The 21,415-nt window shown below is 68.7% G+C and carries 21 protein-coding genes, 1 tRNA gene and 1 pseudogene; 10 read left to right on the top strand and 13 right to left on the bottom strand.

Translation table 11 applies throughout. From position 1 onward, the window contains the following. The first annotated feature begins 55 nt into the window (after window positions 1-55). Complete coding sequence (locus ACFOD9_RS06985) at window positions 56-463, top strand: hypothetical protein (RefSeq protein ID WP_379509366.1); 408 nt, start codon at window positions 56-58, stop codon at window positions 461-463. Between the two features lie 44 nt (window positions 464-507). Next, window positions 508-2,862 (top strand): S8 family peptidase, encoded by a 2,355-nt coding sequence (locus ACFOD9_RS06980; RefSeq protein ID WP_379509365.1) that lies wholly within the window; start codon window positions 508-510, stop codon window positions 2,860-2,862. A gap of 136 nt (window positions 2,863-2,998) precedes the next feature. On the opposite strand, the gene ACFOD9_RS06975 is transcribed toward ACFOD9_RS06980, so the two are convergent. Then, window positions 2,999-3,088 (bottom strand) — tRNA-Ser (locus tag ACFOD9_RS06975). A 203-nt stretch (window positions 3,089-3,291) separates the two neighbouring features. Between ACFOD9_RS06975 and hspQ the strand changes: the two genes are divergently transcribed. Continuing rightward, window positions 3,292-3,672, top strand: a complete 381-nt coding sequence (hspQ, locus tag ACFOD9_RS06970) for a heat shock protein HspQ (RefSeq protein ID WP_379509953.1) — start codon at window positions 3,292-3,294, stop codon at window positions 3,670-3,672. Between the two features lie 163 nt (window positions 3,673-3,835). On the opposite strand, the gene ACFOD9_RS06965 is transcribed toward hspQ, so the two are convergent. Next, a complete protein-coding gene (locus tag ACFOD9_RS06965) occupies window positions 3,836-4,720 on the bottom strand; it encodes an ABC transporter permease (RefSeq protein ID WP_379509364.1) in 885 nt (294 codons plus the stop codon). A gap of 92 nt (window positions 4,721-4,812) precedes the next feature. Here ACFOD9_RS06965 and ACFOD9_RS06960 point away from each other — a divergent pair, with 92 nt between their 5' ends. Next, complete coding sequence (locus tag ACFOD9_RS06960) at window positions 4,813-5,511, top strand: GcrA family cell cycle regulator (protein ID WP_379509363.1); 699 nt, start codon at window positions 4,813-4,815, stop codon at window positions 5,509-5,511. A gap of 178 nt (window positions 5,512-5,689) precedes the next feature. Here ACFOD9_RS06960 and ACFOD9_RS06955 read toward each other — a convergent pair whose 3' ends face one another. Then, window positions 5,690-5,839 (bottom strand): hypothetical protein, encoded by a 150-nt coding sequence (locus tag ACFOD9_RS06955; protein WP_379509362.1) that lies wholly within the window; start codon window positions 5,837-5,839, stop codon window positions 5,690-5,692. Between the two features lie 66 nt (window positions 5,840-5,905). Between ACFOD9_RS06955 and purS the strand changes: the two genes are divergently transcribed. Both purS and purQ read left to right on the top strand, forming a co-directional pair. Next, the gene (purS, locus tag ACFOD9_RS06950) at window positions 5,906-6,142 is read left to right on the top strand and encodes a phosphoribosylformylglycinamidine synthase subunit PurS (protein WP_379509361.1); all 237 of its coding nucleotides are present in this window, start codon (window positions 5,906-5,908) and stop codon (window positions 6,140-6,142) included. Continuing rightward, window positions 6,142-6,822, top strand: coding sequence for a phosphoribosylformylglycinamidine synthase subunit PurQ (gene purQ, locus ACFOD9_RS06945; RefSeq protein ID WP_379509360.1), 681 nt, complete (start codon window positions 6,142-6,144; stop codon window positions 6,820-6,822). The genes purS and purQ overlap by 1 nt, the downstream gene beginning before the upstream one ends. A gap of 47 nt (window positions 6,823-6,869) precedes the next feature. Here purQ and ACFOD9_RS06940 read toward each other — a convergent pair whose 3' ends face one another. The 5 genes from ACFOD9_RS06940 to glmU all read right to left on the bottom strand — a co-directional run bounded on the left by ACFOD9_RS06940 (window position 6,870) and on the right by glmU (window position 13,348). Beyond that, window positions 6,870-9,236 carry a putative bifunctional diguanylate cyclase/phosphodiesterase gene (locus ACFOD9_RS06940; protein ID WP_379509359.1) on the bottom strand — a complete coding sequence of 789 codons (2,367 nt, stop codon included), beginning with the start codon at window positions 9,234-9,236 and terminating at the stop codon, window positions 6,870-6,872. An 88-nt stretch (window positions 9,237-9,324) separates the two neighbouring features. Beyond that, window positions 9,325-11,148 (bottom strand): glutamine--fructose-6-phosphate transaminase (isomerizing), encoded by a 1,824-nt coding sequence (glmS, locus tag ACFOD9_RS06935; RefSeq protein ID WP_379509358.1) that lies wholly within the window; start codon window positions 11,146-11,148, stop codon window positions 9,325-9,327. Between the two features lie 21 nt (window positions 11,149-11,169). Then, window positions 11,170-11,535: a PIN domain-containing protein gene (locus ACFOD9_RS06930; protein WP_379509357.1), complete on the bottom strand. Its 366-nt coding sequence runs from the start codon at window positions 11,533-11,535 to the stop codon at window positions 11,170-11,172. Beyond that, a complete protein-coding gene (locus ACFOD9_RS06925) occupies window positions 11,532-11,795 on the bottom strand; it encodes a ribbon-helix-helix domain-containing protein (protein WP_379509356.1) in 264 nt (87 codons plus the stop codon). Before ACFOD9_RS06925 ends, ACFOD9_RS06930 begins: the two co-directional genes overlap by 4 nt. Window positions 11,796-11,956: 161 nt before the next feature. Then, the gene (gene glmU, locus ACFOD9_RS06920; RefSeq protein ID WP_379509355.1) at window positions 11,957-13,348 is read right to left on the bottom strand and encodes a bifunctional UDP-N-acetylglucosamine diphosphorylase/glucosamine-1-phosphate N-acetyltransferase GlmU; all 1,392 of its coding nucleotides are present in this window, start codon (window positions 13,346-13,348) and stop codon (window positions 11,957-11,959) included. An 83-nt stretch (window positions 13,349-13,431) separates the two neighbouring features. On the opposite strand from glmU, the gene ACFOD9_RS06915 reads away from it, so the two are divergent. Further along, window positions 13,432-14,121 carry an HAD-IA family hydrolase gene (locus ACFOD9_RS06915; RefSeq protein WP_379509354.1) on the top strand — a complete coding sequence of 230 codons (690 nt, stop codon included), beginning with the start codon at window positions 13,432-13,434 and terminating at the stop codon, window positions 14,119-14,121. On the opposite strand, the gene ACFOD9_RS06910 is transcribed toward ACFOD9_RS06915, so the two are convergent. Then, window positions 14,118-15,503, bottom strand: a complete 1,386-nt coding sequence (locus ACFOD9_RS06910; RefSeq protein ID WP_379509353.1) for an alginate export family protein — start codon at window positions 15,501-15,503, stop codon at window positions 14,118-14,120. The genes ACFOD9_RS06915 and ACFOD9_RS06910 overlap by 4 nt on opposite strands. 137 nt (window positions 15,504-15,640) lie before the next feature. Here ACFOD9_RS06910 and ACFOD9_RS06905 point away from each other — a divergent pair, with 137 nt between their 5' ends. Continuing rightward, entirely contained in the window at window positions 15,641-16,540 is a 900-nt protein-coding gene (locus ACFOD9_RS06905; RefSeq protein ID WP_379509352.1) for an SDR family NAD(P)-dependent oxidoreductase, read from the top strand. 28 nt (window positions 16,541-16,568) lie between these two features. Here ACFOD9_RS06905 and ACFOD9_RS06900 read toward each other — a convergent pair whose 3' ends face one another. The 4 genes from ACFOD9_RS06900 to ACFOD9_RS06885 are packed head-to-tail and all read right to left on the bottom strand — an operon-like array spanning window position 16,569 to window position 19,639. Next, the gene (locus ACFOD9_RS06900) at window positions 16,569-16,907 is read right to left on the bottom strand and encodes a DUF2794 domain-containing protein (RefSeq protein ID WP_379509952.1); all 339 of its coding nucleotides are present in this window, start codon (window positions 16,905-16,907) and stop codon (window positions 16,569-16,571) included. Between the two features lie 33 nt (window positions 16,908-16,940). Beyond that, on the bottom strand, window positions 16,941-17,666 hold the full coding sequence (epsC, locus tag ACFOD9_RS06895; protein ID WP_379509351.1) for a serine O-acetyltransferase EpsC: 726 nt from the start codon (window positions 17,664-17,666) through the stop codon (window positions 16,941-16,943). A gap of 47 nt (window positions 17,667-17,713) precedes the next feature. After that, a complete protein-coding gene (locus ACFOD9_RS06890; protein WP_379509350.1) occupies window positions 17,714-18,349 on the bottom strand; it encodes an ATPase in 636 nt (211 codons plus the stop codon). Window positions 18,350-18,364: 15 nt separating this feature from the next. Further along, window positions 18,365-19,639, bottom strand: coding sequence for a heavy-metal-associated domain-containing protein (locus tag ACFOD9_RS06885; protein ID WP_379509349.1), 1,275 nt, complete (start codon window positions 19,637-19,639; stop codon window positions 18,365-18,367). 74 nt (window positions 19,640-19,713) lie between these two features. On the opposite strand from ACFOD9_RS06885, the gene purM reads away from it, so the two are divergent. Further along, window positions 19,714-20,817 (top strand): phosphoribosylformylglycinamidine cyclo-ligase, encoded by a 1,104-nt coding sequence (gene purM / locus ACFOD9_RS06880; RefSeq protein ID WP_379509348.1) that lies wholly within the window; start codon window positions 19,714-19,716, stop codon window positions 20,815-20,817. Further along, a pseudogene (gene purN / locus ACFOD9_RS06875) lies at window positions 20,810-21,388 on the top strand (phosphoribosylglycinamide formyltransferase); the annotation flags it as partial. The gene purM and the pseudogene purN, both read left to right, overlap by 8 nt. Window positions 21,389-21,415: the final 27 nt, after the last annotated feature.

Here is a 21,415-nt window from a genome sequence, read left to right as displayed (position 1 = left end):
ATATGCCCGTAGATCGTATGAGATAGGCCGAATTCCTCTCACCACTGGACACTGTATGCACGGAACGACACTCATCCGCCCGCTGGCCATCGCGGCGGCGTTCGGAGCCGCCTTGCTGGGCGCCGCCCCCGCGCAGGCGGCCGGGTTCGTCAATTCCCGGGCCGAGTGGATGGCGCTCTCGCTGGAGGCGCGCGGAGCCTATGTGCAGGGGCTGAACGACAGCCTGAACTACGTGTTCGTGGACGACAGCCTGATCAACGCGCTGGCCAAGGCGGGGCGAACCAAGTGCCTGATCGAGCGCCGGATCACCGCCGCCGCCCTCGTGGAAGGGATCGATTCCGACTACCGGCAGGAGCAGTTTGCCGGCCTGGCCCCGGCCGCGATCTATATCCTGCGGATGCAGGAAATCTGCCGCTTCCACATCAACCAGAAGCGCGCCGAGATGGGTCTCGGCCCGATGTGATCGATCACGCCCCGTCGCATGGCCGGGCGATTGGAAAGAATATCATGCGCCACCAGATCAATTCCGCCCTCCGCCTCAGCGCCGCCGCCCCCGCGCTAAGCGCCGCACTGGCCTGTGCCAGTCCGGCGCTGGCCGATGACCAGCAGGCCGCGCCAGGCGCCGCCGCGCCGCGCTTCGGGGTGGAGGCGGTGGCCCAGCCGCGCCTTGCCGCGCTGGATGCATCAAACCCCAATCTGGCCGAATGGTCGCTGATCAACCTGACCGCGGCCGACCTTGCCAGCGCCAGCGGCGGCGCAGGCATCAAGGTGGCCCTGCTCGACGGCGTCACCGATTGCCGCGATACCGATCTTGCCGGGCACTGCACATACACCCTGCTCAGCGGCGGAACCTACAAGTATTACAGCAACCACGGCACCCACACCGCCGGCATCGTCGCGGGCGCACGATACGGCATCGCCCCCAGTGCCACGATCACCAACTATGCCGTGTTCGACGACAGGGGGTTCGTTGCCACGGGCGCAAAGCTGGTGAACACCTGGAAGGCCGCCTATTCGGGCGGCGCGCGCATCGCCAGCATGAGCTTCGGCTGCACCCGCATGGCGCTGTGCTTCTCGGCCAGCGAGGTTTCGGCCATGGCCGATGCCAGGCAGCCGATCCTGTTCGTCAAGGCCGCCGGCAACGACGGCGCAGGCCTGGTAAATGAAAGCATCGCGGTTTCCTCGGCCACCGCCAATGCGGCACTCAACCGGCTGCTGCTGGTCGGCAGTGTGAGTGCCACCGGCACGATCAGCACCTTCTCCAACCGCCCCGGCGAGGCCTGCCTGATGGCCAGCGGCAGTTCTGCCTGCGCGGAATCGCTGAAGTGGAAAAACCACTTCCTCGTCGCGCCGGGCGAGTCGATCTATTCCACCCTCCCGGGCAACCTCTACGGCTTCATGTCGGGCACGAGCATGGCCACGCCCGCCGTGGCCGGTGTGGCAGCCCTGCTCCAGCAGCGCTGGCCCACGCTCAAGAGCGCCCCTGAAACGCTCGCCAGGATTCTGCTCACCTCGGCGACCGATCTTGGCGCGCCCGGGGTCGACGGGGTCTATGGCTATGGCCTGCTCAACGTCGCCCGGGCCTTCCAGGCAAACGGCACGATTACCCTCGCCACCACGAGCGGTTCGTCCGTAACGCTGAGTGGCACAACCATTTCGAGCACATCGGCCATGCTTTCGAAGCTGGTTTCGGCGCTCGGCAAGGTTACCGTCTTTGACGGCTTCGGGAGGGATTACACGCTCGCCGAAACAGGTGCCGTGCGGACAACCGGCAATTTCCTCGCGGCGCGCCAGATGCTGGGCCGGCGCCTGCTTGGCACCAGCCTTGAAGATTGGTCCGCCGCATTCTTCGCGGACCAGTCCCGGGCGCGCGGCTTTGCCTTTACCGGTGCTGCCGGGGATCCGCTGACCGGCTCGCTCAATCTCGATCGGACCATGCGGATGGGTGTCGATCTACCGATAGACGGCGGCCTGGTCCAGGTCCGGCTCACCGGGGCGGGTGACCCCCGGCAGGATTTCGCGCAGGATCCGACCATGCGTCCGCTGGCCCAGTTCGCGTCGACCAGCCTCCTGCGCGGCGCGCTGATCGGCGGCGTGAATGCGACACTGCCCGGCCAGGCTCGCCTGATGGTCTATGGTGTGGCGACTGGCGGCATGGTGGCTCCCGACTACGGCAATGACCTGCGCCAGTTGCGCGTGAGTTTCGATGGTTATACCCCACGCGCAGCCCTTGGCCACGATGGCAGCCCGCACCCGGCCCGCAGCGGGCTGGGGATGGGTGTCTGGAAACAGATCGGTTCGCGCACGGTCGTGGGGGTCAACGCCTCGGCGATCATACAAGCGAACGGCTACCATTCGATCACCAGTGACCTGGCGATGTTCCGCAAGCCCAGCCGCACCTTCAACTTCGGCCTTGCCGGCTATCGCCAGCTTGGCGGTTGGGGGCTTTCGCTATCGGTCGAGGCAAGCCACCTGCGTACGGGCTGGTCCGACGGCCTCACATTCACGCCAGCCACGCTCGTTTCCGGAGAATTCGGCATCCGGCGAAAGGGCTTGGCATTCCGCAGCGGCACGGGACTGGCTGACAGTCTTGCGCTTGCCCTGACCGTGCCGCCCCGCGCAATTGCAGGCCAAATGCGCGTCGACTATCTGGCTCCGACCCCTGATGGACTAGACCTCAGGTCTGCAACGGTGCGCGCACCGATCTCGGCCCTGGGCCATGATCCGGTGCGGATGGAAACCGCCTACCGGATCGGAACCGGGGATCGCTGGTCACTCGAGATTACCGGCGGAATCAATCTCGAACACATCGATGGTCTGGCCCCGATAGAGGGCATGGTGTCCTTCAGACTACCGCTCTGAAATCCTCTGGCAGCGCACCGCCGCTGGGGCCAGAAGCTGCGTCAATGCCAGCGATCCGGGCACGAACGCGTACGGCCAAAATGCGCCAGTTTTACGCCCCGTTGGCGTCGCCGAAAATTGTCAGGATGGGGGGACTTGGCGGAGAGGGTGGGATTCGAACCCACGGTACGGTTGCCCGTACACCGCATTTCGAGTGCGGCGCATTCGACCACTCTGCCACCTCTCCGCGAAGTGCCGGTGAGCGGGCCGCGAGGCCCCCTGGTCGGGAGAGGCGCGGTTAGCGGATCGATTTGGGCTTGCCAAGCCCCGACGCGCGCCAAATCAGCAATTCCTTGCCGCGCCGACGGCCAGGGCGCGCGATTTCGGAGGATTGCGCGGTGGCCGCCTTGCCCGGCCCGGGGATCCGCCTATATTGGCGCCATGGAACGGATTGATCGCGCCAGCTTCTTCTCCCCTCAGGCCGGCCGCCTGATCGATGCCCCGCGCCACGCCCATGCGCGCTTCGGCATCGGCGACGTGGTCCGCCACAAGCTGATCGAATGCCGCGGGGTGGTGTTCGATATCGATCCGGTCTTCGCCAACAGCGAGGAATGGTACCAGTCGATCCCGCAGGATATGCGCCCGATCCGCGAACAGCCCTATTACCACCTCCTCGCCGAAAACGGCGACAAGGCCTATGTGGCCTATGTCAGCCAGCAGAACCTGGTGGGGGATGGCGACGGCGGTCCGGTGGACCACCCCTCGGTCGAACAGCTGTTCGAGGATTTCCGCGACGGCCACTACCGCCTGCGCCGCGGGCTGACTCACTGACCGATGAGTACGGAAAGGCCATCCGGCCTTTCCGTCGCGGCACCGGCCCACGCCCCCGGCCCGACCACCCGCTAGGATACACTGTCGGGTGGTCGGGCCGGGGGCGTGGGCCGGTGCCGCAAGCTTCCGACGGATGTCGGAAGCGCACCCAACCCGAAATGCTTCAGTTCTTCAGGCGCCAGCCCGAGCGCAGCAGGACATAGGTGATCGCACCCAGGGCCAGGTTCAGCACGCCTAGGCCGATCCCGCCATGCAGCACCGCCGTGTTGGTGCTGCCGATGTCGCTCTGGCCCAGGAAGCCGAAGCGGAAGCCGGAGATCACGTAGAAGAACGGGTTGAGCCGGCTTGCCGTCTGGAAGGCCGGGGCCAGCCGGTCGATCACGTAGAAGGTGCCCGAAAGCATGGTCAGCGGGGTGATCACGAAGTTGGTCACCGCGGCGTTGTGATCGAACTTTTCCGCCCACATCGAGGTGAGCAGGCCGACGATGGCCAGCAGCACCGAGCCCATCAGGCCAAACCAGATCACCGCCCACCAGTGGGCCACCGAAAGGTCCACCCCCGGCCACAGCAGGATCGCGCCGGTGAGCGCCAGCCCGACCAGCAAGGCCCGCGTCAGCGCCGCGCCGATCAGGGCGATCATCAATTCCATCTCCGAGAGCGGGGGCATCAGGTAGTCGACGATGGTCCCCTGCATCTTGCCCGAGAGGAGATTGAAGCTCGAATTGGCGAAGGCATTGTTCATCATGCCCATGGCGATCAGGCCCGGCGCGACGAAAGTGGCGAAGGAAACGCCCAGCACCTGCCGGCTCCCCCCGCCCAGCGCGAGGGTGAAAATCATCAGGTAAAGCAGGGTGGTGATCGCCGGAGCCCAGATGGTCTGGGTCTGAACCTTGAAAAAGCGGCGCACTTCCTTGATATAGAGCGTCCACAGGCCCAGGCCGTTGATCCCGTGAATGATCGCCACCCCCTGCCCCGGAAATTCGCGTTTCGGCGCGGAGGCTGAATTCGGCGCGGGACGGTCGGCGGCAAGCTGGGGTTGATCGGCCATGAGGTGGCGACTATCGGCACCACAAGCCATTGGCAAGCGCACCGGCAGGCAATGGGCCATGCCGGCGCGGCAAAGGAAAGTACACGGGCCTCATGAGCTGGACCGACGAACGCATCGAAAAGCTGACCAAGATGTGGGAAGGCGGGTCCACCGCCAGCCAGATCGCCGACGAACTGGGCGGCGTCAGCCGCAACGCGGTGATCGGCAAGGCCCATCGCCTGGGCCTCAAGGCGCGGCCCTCGCCGGTCAAGCCCAACGAGAAGGAAGCGGCCCCCGCCGCCGCGCCCAAGCCCGCGCGGGCCGAGCCGGCGCCCAGCGCGCCGCGCGCCGCGCCTGCTCCCAAGGCCGAGGCTGCCCCGCGCCCGGCGGCGCCCGCCCCCCGGCCCGCCGCCCCGGCCCCGGCACCCGCCGCCGCCGCGCCGGCCGGTACGGATGCGCCGGCCCCGGCCCCGCAGCCGCGGATCGTTTCGGTTGGCCCCGGCGGCTTCCTGCGCCAGGGTCCCGGTGACCAGCAGGCCCCGATCCCGCCGGCACCGCCGCGCCGCCTGGTACCGGCCAAGCCGAGCCCGGAGATCGCCGGCAAGACCAGCCTGCTTGACCTGAATGACCGGATCTGCCGCTGGCCGATGGGCCATCCGGGCGAGCCGGACTTCCACTTCTGCGGCGAGAAGGTGAACCCCGGTTTTCCCTATTGCGTCGAGCATTGCGGGCGGGCCTACCAGGCCCAGCTGCCGCGCGGCGCCCGCCGGGCACCGCCGCCGCTGCCCTTCGGCGGCCCTCGCGTCCGCTAGCGCCGGCCGCCAATTGCAAGGCCGCTGCAACGGCCCTGCAAGCCGGCAACACAAGATCGGAAAGGCCCGCGCATCGCGTGGGCCTTTTTGGTTGGGCGCCCTGCGCGGGTGGGCCAACGAAAAGGGAGGCGGAACTGGCGGCCCGCCCCTCCCCCTGCTCATGGCCTGACGCGCGCCGTCAGAAGCAGAAGCCGACCCGGCCGCCGATCGACCTGGCATCGCCGATGTCGCCCCGGGATCGCGCCGAGGCCGGCCCGGACAGGCCCGGTGCCGGCAATTGCACCGGATGGCCGAGGCCGGACTTGCCCGGAGCGGGGTTCGCGGGCATAGGCGCGCCAACTGGTTCCCGGCGCGAATCCGCCTCCTGAATCGCGCCCGCACGAAAGGCTCCGCCATGAAGGTCCGCGTCCACGTCAGCCTCAAGAACGGCGTTCTCGATCCGCAGGGGCGGGCGATCCACCACGCGATCGAGGGGCTGGGCTTCTCGGGCGTGAAGGACGTGCGCGCCGGCCGCCTGTTCGAGCTGGAGGTTGACGACAGCGTGACCGATGCCCAGCTTGACGACATGGCCGGCAAGCTGCTGGCCAACATGGTCATCGAGAACTACCGCATCGAGAGGGTTGCCGCCTGATGGCCTTCCGTTCCGCCGTCATCACCTTCCCCGGCTCCAACTGCGACCGGGACATGGCCGTTGCCCTGGAACAGGTTTCGGGCACGGCGCCGCACCGGGTCTGGCATGGCGACAGCGCCCTGCCCGATGGCCTTGATTTCATCGCCGTGCCGGGCGGGTTCTCTTATGGCGACTACCTGCGTTCGGGCGCCATGGCGGCGCGTTCACCGATCATGCAGGCGGTGGTCGCCGCCGCCGGCAAGGGCGTCCCGGTGCTGGGCGTGTGCAACGGCTTCCAGATCCTGACCGAAGCGGGCCTGCTGCCCGGCGCGCTGATGCGGAATGCCGGCATCCGCTTCGTCTGCCGCACGGTGGCACTCAAGGTGGAGAACACGCGCAGCCTGTTCACCGCCACCTATGGGACCGACCAGGTGATCCAGGTTCCGGTCGCCCACCACGACGGCAACTATTTCGCCGACGCGGCCACGCTTGACCGGCTGGAAGGCGAGGGCCGTGTGGCCTTCCGTTATGCCGAACCGGTCAACGGCTCGGCCCGAGACATCGCCGGCGTGCTCAACGATGCCGGCAACGTGCTGGGCATGATGCCCCACCCCGAACGCGCGATCGAGGCCGCCCACGGCAGCAGCGACGGCCGGGCGCTGTTCGAATCGGCGATCCGGGGGCTGGTCGGAAGTCTTTGATCGGTACGGAAAGGCCATCCGGCCTTTCCCTGGCGGCACCCGGCAAACTAGGCCGCGCGCCCGGCGAGGCTTCCCGCTTCGCCCGGCCCGAACAGCGCGCGGGCGTCGCTCGCTGGCATCGGGCGGCCGAAGAAGAAGCCCTGGATCTTGTTGCAGCCCAGCGACTTGACCACCTGCAGCTCGGTTTCGGTCTCTACGCCTTCGGCGGTCGTGGTCACGCCCAGGCTTTCGGCCATGGCGACCACGGCGCGGATGATGGCCAGGCTTTCCGGGTTCTTCTGGGCCGCGCCCTGGACGAAAGAACGATCGACCTTGATCGTGGAGAACCTGAGCTTTCGCAGGTAACCCAATGAGGAATAGCCGGTTCCGAAATCATCCAGCGCGATCGAACAGCCCAGGGCCATGATCTGCTCCAGCGTGTTGCGGGCGGCCGAGGCATCGCGCAGGAAGATGCTTTCGGTGACCTCGATCTCCAGCCGCGGCGCCGGCAGGCCGGTGACCGCGAGGGCGGAAACCACCGTGGTGGCGAACTGCGGATCGAGCAATTGCTCGCCCGAGACGTTGACCGCCACCTTGATGTGGCGCGGCCAGCGCATGGCCTCGGCGCAGGCTTCGCGCAGGACCCATTCGCCGATCGGCACGATGAGGCGGGTATCCTCGGCCAGCGGGATGAACTTGGCCGGGCTGACCATGCCATGGTCGGTGCTGTTCCAGCGCAGCAGCGCCTCGAAGGAAACGACGTTCTCGCTGTCGGCGCTGACCACCGGCTGGTAGTGCAGCAGCATCTCGTTGCGTTCGAGCGCGCGGCGCAGCGAGAATTCGAGCTTGCGGCGTTCCTCGGCATGGGCATGGAGCGCCGGCTCATAGGTGAAGTGCTTGCCGCCGCCGGCATCCTTTGACCGATAGAGCGCGAGGTCGGCGTTTCGCATCAGGGTCTCGACGGTAGAGCCATCGCGCGGGCCGATCGCCGAGCCCACGCTGGCACCGACATAGAGCGTGTGGTGATCGACCTCGTAGGGCTGCGACAGGCGCTCGATCACCGCCTTGGCGACGAGATCGACGCGGGCGAGATCCGAGGCATCGCGGATGACGATGGCGAATTCGTCGCCGCCCAGGCGCCCGCACAGCTCGTTGTCGCTCATCAGTTCGCGCAGGCGGGCCGAGACTCGGGCAAGGAGCTGGTCCCCGACCACGTGGCCAAGGGTATCGTTGACCGCCTTGAACCGATCAAGGTCGATCATCAGGAAGGCGCAGCGGGTGCGCCATTGCTCGGCCTGGCGCATGGCCTCGCCCATGGCCTCGGTCAGCATGAGGCGGTTGGGCAGGCCAGTGAGCGTATCGTAGCGGGCCAGCTGGGCGATCTTGTCGGCGCTCTCCCGCTGTTCGGTGACGTCGGAGCCGACCCCGCGGAAGCCTTCGTAGATGCCGTTCTCATCGAGCTTGGGCGTGCCCGACAGTTCCCACCAGCGCTGGCGGCCCTTGATCGTGACGCGCACCAGCAGGTTGGAGAAGCTTTCGCGCCGCTTCAGGCGTTCGGCGAGGTCATGCAGGCTGGAGGGGAACTGGCCGGTTTCCCAGGCCTCGCCGGCGATGAGCTGGATGAACGACTTGCCCTCGATATCCTCGGGATCGAGGCCGAGGGCAAAGGCGAAGCGCGGGCTGACCGCGCGGACCCGGCGGGAGGTGTCGATCTGCCACAGCCAGTCGGCCTCGCCCTCCTCGAACTCGCGCAGGAGCAGCGAGACGACTTCGGACTTCTCCAGCATCCCCGCCTCGGCCACGCGGCTGGCGAGGAAGGTGCGCGCGCCCTCGATCGTGCCCACCGCGATGATGATCATGAAGACCGTGGCGATGATCGCCGGCTGCCACATTCCGGCGAGGCAGAACTGGAGGACCGACATTCCGCCGACGATCGTGCTGAACAGGATCGTGCCCAGCGGCACGGCCGGCACGACCACCGCGCTCGCGGTCATCAGCATGGCGAGGATGGTCCACAGCTCCAGCCGCGCCTCGGGCGGACCGTAGCGCGAGAAGAACAGGATCGGCACGGCCCAGACCACCGCGACAATGGCCGAGCTGACGGTCTGCGCGTTGACTTCCTCGCGGCTCATCCGGCGGCGGTCGGCATCGCCCAGCGAGCGGTCGAAGCGGGCGCCGTAGTAGAGCGCGCCACACAGCGCCACGAACCAGCCGATCAGCACCAGCAGCATGATGTGGCCGATGAAGATCTGCACCGTGGCGATGGCCGCGATGCCGTGGGCGATGATCCGGGCGATCGTGACCCGCGCCAGCGAGGCATATTGCAGGCCGCGCAGGCGCCCCCAGTCCCCCTCGGGCGGCTGGGTCAGCCCGAGCACGGCCAGGATCGGGAGATCCTTGGGCAGGGTGGCAATTTCAGGCGAGCGCGCTTTCACGCATCCGCCCTAGCCCGGCATAGGTTGACGCCCGGTAAAGTTCAGTATTTTTCCGGGGCTTCGCTCGATGGTCCGGCGCTGGCCAGCCTCATTCCACCGTGACCGATTTGGCGAGGTTGCGCGGCTGGTCGACGTCGGTGCCCTTGGCGCAGGCCACGTGATAGGCGAGGAGCTGCACCGGCACGGCATAGACAAGCGGCGCGATCAGCGGGTGGACCTTGGGCATCTCGATCGTGGCGAGGCAGCCCTCGCCCGCTTCGGCCAGGCCTTCGGCATCGGAGATGAGGACGATTTTTCCGCCGCGCGCACGCACTTCTTGCATATTGCTCACCGTCTTTTCGAACAGTGGACCGGAAGGGGCCAGGACGATGACCGGAACGGCCTCGTCGATCAGGGCGATGGGGCCGTGCTTCATTTCACCCGCAGCATAACCTTCGGCATGGATATAGCTGATTTCCTTCAGCTTCAGCGCGCCTTCCAGGGCCAGGGGATAGTCCTGCCCGCGGCCGAGATAGAGCACGTCGCGCGCCGGAGCGATGAGGTGGGCCATGGCGGCGATCTCATCGTCGTGGGCGAGCGCGGCGTTGAGCGCGGAGGGGGTTTCGATCAACTGGGCGACGACCTCGCATTCCTCGGCCCGGCTCATCCGCCCGCGCTTGACCGCCAGGTGCGCGGCGAGCGCGGCGAGGACGGCGAGCTGGCAGGTGAAGGCCTTGGTCGAGGCGACGCCGATTTCCGGGCCGGCGTGAGTCGGCAGGAGCAGGTCGGCCTCGCGGGCCATCGAGCTGGTGGGCACGTTAACCACCACGGCGATGGTCTGCCCGGCTGCCTTGCAGTGGCGCAGGGCCGCCAGGGTATCGGCGGTCTCGCCCGATTGCGAGATGAACAGGGCAAGGCCACCCGGCTCCAGCACCGGATCGCGATAGCGGAACTCGCTGGCCACATCGATGTCGACCGGCAGGCGGGCGAACTGTTCGAACCAGTACTTGGCGACCAGCCCGGCATAGTAGCTGGTGCCGCAGGCGACGATGGTGACGCGGTTGATGCCCGAAAGGTCGAAATCGAACTGCGGCAGGGCCACCGCCTGTTCGAGCTGGCGCACATAGCTTCGCAGGGTCTGGGCCACCACGGTCGGCTGCTCGAAGATCTCCTTCTGCATGAAGTGGCGGTAATTGCCCTTCTCGATCGCTGCCGCCGAAGCGCCGGAGGCCACGATCGGGCGCTGTGCCGGCTGGTTCGCCTGATCATGGACCTGCGCGCCATCGCGGGTGATCACCACCCAGTCGCCCTCTTCGAGGTAGGAAATGCGCTGGGTCAGCGGGGCCAGCGCGAGGGCGTCGGAGCCGAGGAACATCTCCCCCTCTCCATAGCCCAGCACCAGCGGCGAGCCGAGCCGCGCGCCGATCAGCATTTCGGGATGCGACTTGAAGACGATGGCCAGCGCGAAAGCACCGCGCAGGGTGGGCAGGACCGCCTGAACCGCCTCTTGCGGCGACTTTCCGGCCTCGACCTGTTCGGACAGGAGATGGGCGACCACTTCGGTATCGGTATCGCTTTCGAACCGGCGGCCGCGCGCGGTCAGCGCCTCGCGCAGCGAGCGGAAGTTCTCGATGATGCCGTTGTGGACGAGCGCGAGGTGCTCGGTCGCATGGGGGTGGGCATTGGCCGCGGTCGGCGGGCCGTGGGTGGCCCAGCGAGTGTGGGCGATGCCGGTGGTGCCGGGCGCGGGATTGCGGGCCAGTTCGACCACCAGGTTGGACAGCTTGCCCGGCGCGCGGCGACGGACCAGCTCGCCATCATCAACCGTACAGACCCCGGCGCTGTCATAGCCGCGATATTCCATGCGGCGCAGGCCATCGACCAGCCGATCCGCCACCTGGTCCTTGCCGACGATGCCGATGATGCCGCACATAGGGAAATCTGCCTTTTCGGATCAGGTGTAGGGGATGCGGATGCCCGGGATATTGGCCGGGAATTCCGCCGAGTTGCGAGTTACGAGAATGGCGCCGTGTTCCTGCGCCGAGGCAAAGACCAGGGCGGCGGGAAGGCTGAGCGCGGGGCGTTCGGCCTTGAGGCCCGCGGCGCGGCGGGCGATTTCCGGGGTCACCTCGCGGATGGCGAAGTTGGCGAGGAAGCGCTCGGTCTCGTCGCGGCAGGCGGCGGGCACCTGGGCCATCACTTCAAGCCAGGTGATCCGGCTGATCCACGGGCGCTTGATCCGACGCAGCTCGGCGACGGCCTGGTGATGGCCGGACAGGGTATCCACCACGATGCCGGTATCGAAGCAGGTATCGGTCATGCCGGATCGCCGGATTCGGGCTGGCCGAGTTGCGGCTGAGCGGCCCATTCGGCCCGCAGCGCGCGCTCGTAGGCGTTGCCATCGGCGCCGCGGCCGAACCTGGTCCACAGGCCGAAGCCCTGCTCCAGCCAGTCCCGCTCGGCCGCGCGATAGGCGCTGACCGCCTCGCGCAGTAGCGCGGCGCGGCTCTTGCCGAGCTCAGCCGCGCGCTCGTCGAGCCAGCGGATATCGTCATCGGGGAGATCGGCGAGGATACGCATTGTGATATATTGATATCATATCATGATATGGTAGGCAAGAGGCTTTGCCGATCCACGGACCGCCTCGCCCTGCCGGATTGCGCGTTCCGGGCCTATGACGGCAAGGTGAATTTTGCGTCACCCGGCCATCCGCAATTGCCCCGAGGCCTACCCTCTTTCGCTTAGCCCTTCTTCGCCGCGGCTTTCTTTTTCTTCATCGCATCGTGGAAGCGATCGGCCCAGCCCGGTTTGACCAGTTGTTCGGCGCGCACCAGCCGCAGTTCACCATCATCGACATCCCGGCTGACCGCGCTGCCGGCGGCCACGATCGCATCGGCGCCGATCCGCACCGGGGCGATCAGCGAGGAGTTGGAGCCGATGAAGGCGCGCTCGCCGATCACGGTGCGATACTTGAAATAGCCATCATAATTGCAGGTGATGGTGCCCGCGCCGATGTTCGCCCCGGCGCCGATATCGGCATCGCCAAGGTAGGTGAGGTGGCTGGCCTTGGCCCCTTCCCCCATCACCGCGTTCTTGACCTCGACGAAGTTGCCGACCTTGGCCCCCGCCTTGAGCACGGCGCCCGGCCGCAGCCGCGCATAGGGGCCGACTTCCGCGCCACTTTCCAGCCGCGCGCCCTGCAAGTGGCTGAAGGCGTGGATCGTCACCCCGTCGGCGACGCTGACCCCGGGGCCGAAGACCACGTTGGGTTCCACCGTCACATCGCGGCCAAGCCGGGTGTCCCAGGCGAACCACACCGTATCGGGCGCGATCAGGGTGGCGCCATCGGCCATGGCGCGCTGCCGCCGCGCGGCCTGCCAGCGGCCTTCCGCCTCGGCCAGTTCGCCCCGGCTGTTGATCCCGGCCACCTCGTCTTCGTCCGCGGTTGTCACCACCGCGCAGTGTCCGCCTTCGGCATTGGCGATGTTGACCACGTCGACGAGGTAATATTCGCCCTGGGCATTGGCATTGCCGACCTTGGCGAGGAGATCGAACAGGCGCGCGGCCTTGACCGCCATCAGCCCCGAATTGCACAGCCGGCAGGCGCGCTCGGCCTCGGTGGCGTCCTTGTGTTCGACCATCTTGGCGATCCGGCCATCGCCGTGGGCCAGCACGCGGCCATATTGCAGCGCCTCGGCCGGTTCGAAGCCGAGCACGACCACTTCCGGCGCATCGGCGGCGTGGAGCCGATCGAGCATGGCCCGCATGGTGGCGGTGCCGACGAAGGGCACGTCGCCATAGAGGATCAGCACATCGCCCGAAAAGCCGGCCAGCGCCTGTTCGGCCTGCTGGACGGCGTGCCCCGTGCCCAGTTGCGGCTCCTGCACGGCGATGGCGGCGCGGCCGGCGAGCTGCTTTTCCAGCTGCTCACGCCCGGAGCCGACCACGACCACCTGCCGTTCGGGCGCCAGCTCGGCCACGCTGGCGAGGAGGTGCTCGATCATCGGGCGGCCGGCGATGGGGTGAAGCACCTTGTGCAGGTCGCTCTTCATCCGGGTGCCCTTGCCCGCGGCAAGGACGACGACAGCAAGCGGGGCGGCAAGCGGGGCGGCGAGAGCGGGAGACGCGGTCATGCCGCATCCTGTGCCAGCATTTGGTTGCAGATTCCATCACCGCGACATTGCGATTTCGACAGGTTTGCGCCACGGGCGCGGGGATGACGGACTTTCCCTTCCGGATCGTCGGGTTCGATCTCGACGGCACCCTGCTCGATACCGGCGGCGACCTGGGCATGGCGCTCAACCATGTGCTCACGGGCCTGGGCCGGCCGGCCATTGCGCTGGGCGAGGTTCCCGGCCTGATCGGCGGCGGGGCGCGGATGCTGCTGGAGCGCGGCCTTGCCCGCACCGGCGGCGCCCTGCCCGAAGCGGACCTGGCGCCGCTCCACGCCGAGCTGATCGCCTACTACAGCGCCAACATCGCCCGCCACACCCGGCCCTATCCCGGCGCCGAAGCCATGCTCGATGCCCTGGCGGCGCGCGGGGTTACCCTCGCGGTGGTCACCAACAAGCTGGAACACCTGGCGGTGGAAGTGCTGGAGGCGGTGGGCCTGGCCGGGCGCTTTGCCACGATCATCGGCGGTGATACGCTTGGCCCGGGCCGCTCCAAGCCCGCGCCCGACCTGCTGCTGGAGATGGCGCGCCGGCTGGGCGACGGCCCGGCGGCCTATGTCGGCGATACCACCTACGATACCCGCGCGGCGGCGGCGGCGGGGTTGCCCTGCGTGGCGGTGAGCTTCGGCTTCAACGACGAGCCGGTGGCCAGCCTTGGCGCCGACGCGGTGATCGACCATTTCGATGGCCTGGTCCCCACGCTGGAGGCGCTGGCCGTAGTGGCGGCGGGCTAGAAGCTCGCGGTCAGCGCCACGGCGGCATAATGGGTGTTGCCGGTGGCCGGGGCATTGGGGGCATCGCGCAGGAAGCGACCCTTGCCGATCCAGTCATAGTCCACCTCGCCACGCAGGCGGCCGGGCACCAGCCAGTAGCGCGCCCTGAGGTCGATGTTGTGGCCGGCGAAGCGGCCCGAGGCGCCGGTCTTGTCGATCACGCCGGTCTGCGAGAAGGCATCGGCGGGGCTGGCCAGCCACATCGCCCGCCACGCGGCCATGGCATCGAAGCGCTTGCCCGGCGCCAGATCAACCCGCAGGCCCGGCGCGCTCAGATTGGCGCGGCCGATCACCGCGAAGATCCCGGCCGGCGGGAATTCGAAGCGGCGCCCGCCGAACAGGGTATCGAAGCGGGTGTTGGCGCCGCCGGGCCGATCGCCGCCGATCCAGTCATAAAGCAGGGTGACATGGGCCTTGGCCGCGCCGGGGAAGGTCCAGCCGAGCGCGGCGTGGACCATGCCGGCGTCCACCTGTTGCACGGCGGCCGTGGCGGCGGCGGACGTGCTGGCGTGGCCGGTCTGCCAGGCGGCTTCGAGGTCGAAATCGGGCCGGCCGGGCCGGGCTTCGCGCACCAGCCGCGCGCTGACGGTGTTGAGATGGCGGTCGCGCGTGGGGCGGCCGGGGGCATCGCGTTCAACCAGCCGGTAGAAGCCCAGCTCCGCCGCGCCGCCCAGCAGCGTGGCCGGCCGGGTGACCAGGGCGCCCATCAGCTGGAGATCGAAGCTTTCCCGATCCAGCGCCGGCCGATTGGCGAGCAGGCCGGCGAGATCATCGGGCAGGCGAACCTGCGGGAGGAGGTAGAACAGGGTGGCGCCAGCGCCGCCCCTGCCCTTGAGGACGGCGCGCAGGCCGGTGTAGGCGCTGGTCGCGTTGCGATAGTCGTCCGAGGCGATGAACCGCCGCGAGCCGAGGTTGAAGGTGAAGCGCCCCGCCTCCACCGTGGCCTTGCTGCCCGGGCCGAGGGCGCCCGGCAGGTCAAGCCCGACCCAGGCCTGGACCGGCTCCACCGCGTTGACGTCGGCGGTGGAGATCGCGCTGCCGGCCTTGCCCAGCCACGCCCGCGAATCCTGCAGTTCGCCGCCGATCCGCAGCGGGCCGGCGGCATATTCGAGCACCAGGTTGGTCCGCAGCGCGAGCTGCTGGTCGGTGGGATTCAGCCCGGCGCGCGGCTGGCCATCGAGCCATTCGTAGCGCAGGCGGGTGGCCAGGGTGAGCTTCAGCTCTGGCGGAGCGCCCAGCGCATCGTGGAGCGAGGGCACCGGCGCATCGGCGCTGGCGGTGGCGGGAAGGCAGGCCGCGGCGCCGGCGAGCAGCGCGGCAACCGCGCGACAGGCGCGAAACATCGTATCCGATCCCTCGGTAGGGTCTCTTCGCGGCTCGCTCTAGCGGGCCTGCGGCGATGTGCAAGCTCGGGCGTTGTCAGGCCCGGTGCTTCGTGGCATCGCCATGCCCATCAGCCGATGCCCGGGAGCCGCTTGCCATGACCATTTCCTTTGCCGGCAGGGTCGCGATCGTCACCGGGGCCGGGGGCGGCCTGGGCCGGGCCTATGCGCTGGAACTCGCCCGGCGGGGCGCACGGGTGGTGGTCAACGATCTGGGCGGCGCGCGCGACGGGTCAGGCTCGTCCGATGCCGCCGAACGGGTTGCCGAGGAAATCCGCCACGCCGGGGGCGAGGCCATGGCCGACGGCGGATCGGTGACGGACTATGCCCAGATGGAGGCTCTGGCTGCGCGCGCCAGGGAAGCCTTCGGCGGCATTCACATCCTGATCAACAATGCCGGGATCCTGCGCGACAAGTCGTTCGGCAAGATGTCCATGGCCGATTTCGAGCAGGTCGTTCGGGTGCACCTGATGGGTTCGGCCAATTGCGCGCGGGCGGTGTGGAACACCATGCGCGAGCAGAACTACGGCCGCATCCTGATGACCACCTCGGGCTCGGGCCTGGGCGGCAATTTTGGCCAGGCCAACTACGGGGCGGCCAAGCTGGGCGTGGTTGGGCTGGCAAAGGCGCTCTATGTCGAAGGGGCTCGCCACGACATCCGGGTCAATTCGATCGCCCCCCTGGCGGGCACCCGGATGAGCGAAGATATGCTGCCGGGGGAAGTCTTTGCCCGGTTCGATCCGGCCAAGGTGGTCCCGGGCGCGCTGTTCCTGGTGTCGGACGCGGCGCCGACCAATGCGATCATGGGCGCGGGCGCCGGCCACTTCCAGGCCTTGCAGGTGACCGTGACCCCGGGCGTGCTGCTGGCGGACGACGAGCAGACGGTGGAAGGCGTGGCCGCGGCCTGGGACCGCATCGCCGACCGCACCGGCGACATCGTCATGCAATCGGCGATCGACCAGGTAACCCAGGCAATGAAACTGATCGGGCGGGACTGAAGCCGCATCGCTCCGCCGGGGGAGCTGGCTATTCCACCGCCTTGAGCAGGCGCCGTTCGATCGGGCTGAGCACGCCGGCGAGGTCATGCCCGCGCTTGAGCACCTGGCCGGCCTCGCCGAACAGGGTCCACATCCCCTGCCGGGCGCGCAGTGCCGGCCGCTTCTCCAGCCGCGCCTGGGGGCGTTCGGCGGCGCGGCGGAAGGCGGAGAAGCTGGCCGCGTCCTGGCCGAAATCCATCGCATAGTCGCGCCACAGGCCGGCGGCGACCATCCGGCCGTAGACATCGAGGATGCGGGTCAGCTCAATCCGGTCAAAGCCGACCTGCTGGACCTGGGGGCGGCCCGCATGGGCCGGGAACGGGAGGATCTCGGCGCCGCTCTGGTCGGGCCGGACCAAGCGTCAGACCCCGGTGCGCTTGACGCGGGTGGCCGGGGCCGGGGCGCCTTCGCGCGCGGCGCGCAGCGCGGCCAGTTCGGCCCGGAGCGCCGCCACTTCGCCTTCGAGCGCGGCCAGCCGCGCGGCGCCGGCGCCGACCAGTTCGGCGGCATCGCTGCACGGCTCGGTGCACGGGGTGCCATAGGGAATGAATTCGCGCTGCCAGGTTTCGGCGGCGACGAGCGTGGACCGGGCCTTGACGCCGACCATGGTCGCCCCCTCGGGCACGTCTTCGGTGACGACCGCGTTGGCCCCGATCCGCGCGCGCTGGCCCACGGTGATCGGGCCGAGGATCTGCGCGCCAGAGCCGACGATCACATTGTCCTGCAAGGTCGGGTGGCGCTTGCCGCCCACGCCGTTGGTGGGATTGGTGCCCCCCAGCGTGGCGCAGGGGTAGATGGTCACGTTGTCGCCGATCTCGGCGGTTTCGCCAATGGTGATGAAGCCGTGTTCGAGGAACAGGTGCTTGCCGATCGTGGCGCCGGGGTGAATATCAATCCCGGTCAGGAACCGGGCGAGATGATTGACCACGCGGGCCAGGAAATAGAGCCGGCCCTCGAACAGCCAGTGCGCCACGCGGTGGAATGCCACGGCCCACAGCCCGGGATAGAGCAGGACTTCCCAGCGCGAGCGGGGAGCCGGATCGCGGGCCTCGATCGAGTCCACATAGGCTATCAAACGCTTGAACATCGGCCTCTATTGTCCTCTATCCTGCCGCCGCTGGCAAGTGTGCCGGCCTAGAACAGCCTGGGCTGGCTGGTTCCGTGGACTTCCTCGAGCGCCTCGCGCCACACGGCCAGGGTGGGCGCGACCTTGCGTTCGAGGCTGATCCGGTCGATCGCCGCCACCAGCCGTTCCACCCCCACATGGCTACGCTCGGCCCGGGGCACAAGATAGGCGGCGGCATCTTCGCCCAGGGTAAAGCCGCGCAGTTCGGCGTGGAGCGCGATGAGATCGGCCATCATCGCTTCGTCGGGTTCCCCCACCGCGAGGTGGAGCGAGCCGCCCAGCCGCGAGGCGAGATCGGGCAAGGCCACCTGCCAGCCGCCCTCGCCTGGCTCCTGACCGCCCTCCCGTCGCCCCCCATTGCTGACGATCAGCAGCGGCGTGCCGCTTTCCTGGGCGCGGTTCCAGCGGTGGAACAGCTCGGTCTCGTCCATCGTATCGGCATCGTCGATGGCCTCGCCCTGCCCGGACTGGACAAACCAGCGCGCCAGCAGCGACTTGCCGCAGCGCGGCGGCCCGCCCAGGACGGCGGTGCGAAAAGGCCAGGCCTCGGGATGGGCGAAGGCATCGATCACCTGGGCATTGGCCTTGCCGACCACGATTCGCCCGGGGCTCGCCCCGGCGAGCGGGAGCGGAAGCTGCCGCACCACAGCGCCCTTCCGCTAGCGGCGGATCGACAGCGCGTTGCTGCCCACCACCACCGCATAGCCGCGCCCGCGCAGGTCCCTGGCCAGTTCATCGAGGCTGCCGGCATAGGTCACGCGCATGACCGAGATGCCGCCCATGGCAAGGCTCGTGGTCGCGGCGCCGCGCACCCCGCCGATGCCGCGCACCGCGCCCAGCGCGGCGTCGACAGCCTTGGCATCGGGCGAGGCGAACTGGATGGTGAAGGTGGCCGCCACTTCCGCCGCCGGGGCGGCCGCGATGCTGGGGGTGGCCTCGGGCGACTGGCTGGCCGCCGCCTCCTGGGCCGCGCTGACCCGCTCGGCCGAGGCGATCAGGGCCGCGGCCTGGGCGCTGAGCGCGGGGCGATCAGCGTTAAGCGTGGGATTGACCCGCAGCGTGCCGGCCACCAGCGCGCGGGTATAGATCGCGTCCATCCGCTGCACCGCCTGATCGAGCATGGCGGCCAGCTTGTCGGGGCCGGCGGCGGTCAGCTCGAAGCTTTCCAGAACCTGGTTGTCGGGGCCATAACGGGCGGTAAAGCTGCCCTTGATCGGGCCGCCCGGCCATTGCCGTTCGAGCCGCGCGGTCGGCATGATCACGTCGCTGGCGCCGAACTGGTCGAGCACGGTGCGCCACCAGGCCCGCGAGCGGCGCGAGACCTGGCCGGCGGTGATCAGCAGCGAATCGCCCCCGCCGCCATTGGGGCGGACATAGTCGATCGCGCTGGCCCCGGCGCGGAACTGCGCCCAGGCCACCTGCCAGGGGGTGCGGCTCTCGTAGACCTGGGCCACGCCGCCGGAATAGAGCACGGGGATGGTGAGCAGCGGCTGCGAGCGCATTCCCACGGCATTCGGCCCGCCGATGAACTGGCCGGCACGGGTGCGATCGAAGATCACCCCCAGCGTGGCGATATAGCGGCGCGGGCCGATCTGTTCGGACTGGACGACCACGGCCGAGACCATGCCTTCGATCTGGCCATCGGGCATGGCGGGGCCGCCGGCCTTGGCCCAGGCCTGCTTCGCCGCCTCGCGCCAGCCATTGCGGCGGGCTTCGGCGCCGGTCTTGCCGGTGGTGTTGACCGCGATTCCATCGATCTCGATGTCCGAGGTGCTGGCGACCGGGGCGATTCCGCGATCCCCCTCGATCTGGGCGACCACCGCCGCGCCCACGAGGCCGGCCAGCAACAGCCCCGCGCCCCACAGCATGGGGGCACGCCGGCGGGCGCGGTTTGCCGCGCCGGGCGCGATTATGGGAGGGAGGGTGATAGCCATCGGGGGAAACTGTCGGCCTTTTGCCCAATGCAAAGTGGAAATCCAAGCGCGAAAGCGGTAGGCGCGCTTTCATCATGGCCAACGAACCCGAAAAGCAATCCTATTCCTACGAACAGGCCGGCGTCTCCATCGCCGCCGGCAATGCCCTGGTGAAGGCCATCGCGCCGCTCGCCCGCGCCACCGCGCGGCCCGGCGCCGATGCCGAACTGGGCGGGTTCGGCGGCTTCTTCGACCTCAAGGCGGCCGGCTACAAGGACCCGCTGCTGGTGGCCGGCAACGATGGCGTGGGCACCAAGGTCAAACTGGCCATCGACCATGATCGCCACGATGCGATCGGGATCGACCTGGTTGCCATGTGCGTCAACGATCTGATCGTGCAAGGCGCCGAGCCGCTGCTGTTCCTCGATTATTTCGCCACCGGCAAGCTCGACAGCGGCGTGGCCCAGCGGGTTGTCGCCGGGATCGCCGATGGCTGCAAGCTGGCCGGCTGCGCGCTGATCGGCGGCGAGACCGCCGAGATGCCCGGGATGTATGCGCCGGGTGACTATGACCTGGCCGGCTTCTGCGTGGGCGCGGTGGAGCGCGGCGAACAGCTGACCGGCGACAAGGTGGCCGAGGGCGACGTGCTGATCGGCCTGGCCTCCTCGGGGGTCCATTCCAACGGCTATTCGCTGGTCCGGCGCCTCGCCGCCGACAAGGGCTGGAAGCTGGATCGCCCGGCCCTGTTCGATGCCGACCGGCTGCTGATCGATCACCTGATCGAGCCGACCCGGATCTACGTGAAGAGCCTGCTCCCGCTGATTCGCCAGCAGCGCATCCATGCCCTGGCCCACATCACCGGCGGCGGCCTGCTGGAAAACGTGCCCCGCGTGCTTCCCAAGCACCTCCATGCCCGGATCGACGCCGGCGCCTGGGAGCAGCCCCGGCTGATGGCCTTCCTCCAGGCCCAGGGCAATATCGAGCCGGAAGAGATGGCCCGCACCTTCAACTGCGGCTTGGGCATGGTCCTGGCGGTTGCCGCCGACGAAGTGCCCGCGCTGCTGGCCGACCTTGCCGCCGCCGGCGAGCAAGCCCACGTCATCGGCGCGATCGAGGCGGGCGAGCGGGGCTGCACCGTATTCGGCGCCACCGAGGTCTGGTCCGCGCGCGAGGACTGGGAGGCCGTCCACCTTGCCTGACGGCGCGCCGCGCGCGAAGGTTGCCGTCCTGATCTCGGGCTCGGGCACCAACATGGCCGCGCTGCTCTATGCCAGCCGCGCGGCCGATTGCCCGTTCGAACTGGTGCTGGTGGCGGCCAACGATCCCGAGGCCCGCGGCCTGAAGCTGGCCGCGGCGGAAGGGGTGCCGACCTTTGCCCTTTCACACAAGGGCATGGCCCGGGCCGACCATGACCGCGCGATGGATGCCGCGATCCGCGCCTCGGGCGCGCAATACGTGGCGCTGGCGGGCTATATGCGGATCCTCACACCGGAATTCGTGGCGGGCTGGCAGGGCCGGATGCTCAACATCCATCCCTCGCTCCTGCCGAAATACCCGGGGCTGCACACTCATGAGCGCGCGCTGGAGGCGGGCGACAGCCACGGCGGCTGCACGGTCCACCTCGTCACCGCCGAACTGGATGATGGCCCGCTGCTCGGCCAGACGCCGGTGGCGGTCCTGCCAGGCGACACGGCCGAAAGCCTTGCCGCCCGGGTGCTGATCGCCGAGCACCAGCTCTATGCGCGCTGCCTGGCCACGCTGGTTGCCCGGCCCGGCGACACCGCCTGACCGGACCGC

It is taken from the genome of Novosphingobium bradum (assembly GCF_042646485.1).
Taxonomy (GTDB): domain Bacteria; phylum Pseudomonadota; class Alphaproteobacteria; order Sphingomonadales; family Sphingomonadaceae; genus Novosphingobium; species Novosphingobium bradum.
The sequence above is the reverse complement of the archived record's forward strand: the minus strand, read 5'-3'. Positions and strand labels throughout refer to the sequence as shown.

Coding starts and splice junctions, on each gene's coding strand:
- ACFOD9_RS06955 (WP_379509362.1), bottom strand. CDS start 5,839: ATGCCCGCGAACCCCGCTCCGGGCAAGTCCGGCCTCGGCCATCCGGTG.
- glmU (WP_379509355.1), bottom strand. CDS start 13,348: ATGACCGCGTCTCCCGCTCTCGCCGCCCCGCTTGCCGCCCCGCTTGCT.
- purS (WP_379509361.1), top strand. CDS start 5,906: ATGAAGGTCCGCGTCCACGTCAGCCTCAAGAACGGCGTTCTCGATCCG.
- ACFOD9_RS06925 (WP_379509356.1), bottom strand. CDS start 11,795: ATGCGTATCCTCGCCGATCTCCCCGATGACGATATCCGCTGGCTCGAC.
- ACFOD9_RS06910 (WP_379509353.1), bottom strand. CDS start 15,503: ATGTTTCGCGCCTGTCGCGCGGTTGCCGCGCTGCTCGCCGGCGCCGCG.
- glmS (WP_379509358.1), bottom strand. CDS start 11,148: ATGTGCGGCATCATCGGCATCGTCGGCAAGGACCAGGTGGCGGATCGG.
- ACFOD9_RS06965 (WP_379509364.1), bottom strand. CDS start 4,720: ATGGCCGATCAACCCCAGCTTGCCGCCGACCGTCCCGCGCCGAATTCA.
- purQ (WP_379509360.1), top strand. CDS start 6,142: ATGGCCTTCCGTTCCGCCGTCATCACCTTCCCCGGCTCCAACTGCGAC.
- epsC (WP_379509351.1), bottom strand. CDS start 17,666: ATGTTCAAGCGTTTGATAGCCTATGTGGACTCGATCGAGGCCCGCGAT.
- ACFOD9_RS06960 (WP_379509363.1), top strand. CDS start 4,813: ATGAGCTGGACCGACGAACGCATCGAAAAGCTGACCAAGATGTGGGAA.
- ACFOD9_RS06915 (WP_379509354.1), top strand. CDS start 13,432: ATGACGGACTTTCCCTTCCGGATCGTCGGGTTCGATCTCGACGGCACC.
- ACFOD9_RS06905 (WP_379509352.1), top strand. CDS start 15,641: ATGACCATTTCCTTTGCCGGCAGGGTCGCGATCGTCACCGGGGCCGGG.
- ACFOD9_RS06930 (WP_379509357.1), bottom strand. CDS start 11,535: ATGACCGATACCTGCTTCGATACCGGCATCGTGGTGGATACCCTGTCC.
- ACFOD9_RS06980 (WP_379509365.1), top strand. CDS start 508: ATGCGCCACCAGATCAATTCCGCCCTCCGCCTCAGCGCCGCCGCCCCC.
- purM (WP_379509348.1), top strand. CDS start 19,714: ATGGCCAACGAACCCGAAAAGCAATCCTATTCCTACGAACAGGCCGGC.
- ACFOD9_RS06985 (WP_379509366.1), top strand. CDS start 56: ATGCACGGAACGACACTCATCCGCCCGCTGGCCATCGCGGCGGCGTTC.
- ACFOD9_RS06885 (WP_379509349.1), bottom strand. CDS start 19,639: ATGGCTATCACCCTCCCTCCCATAATCGCGCCCGGCGCGGCAAACCGC.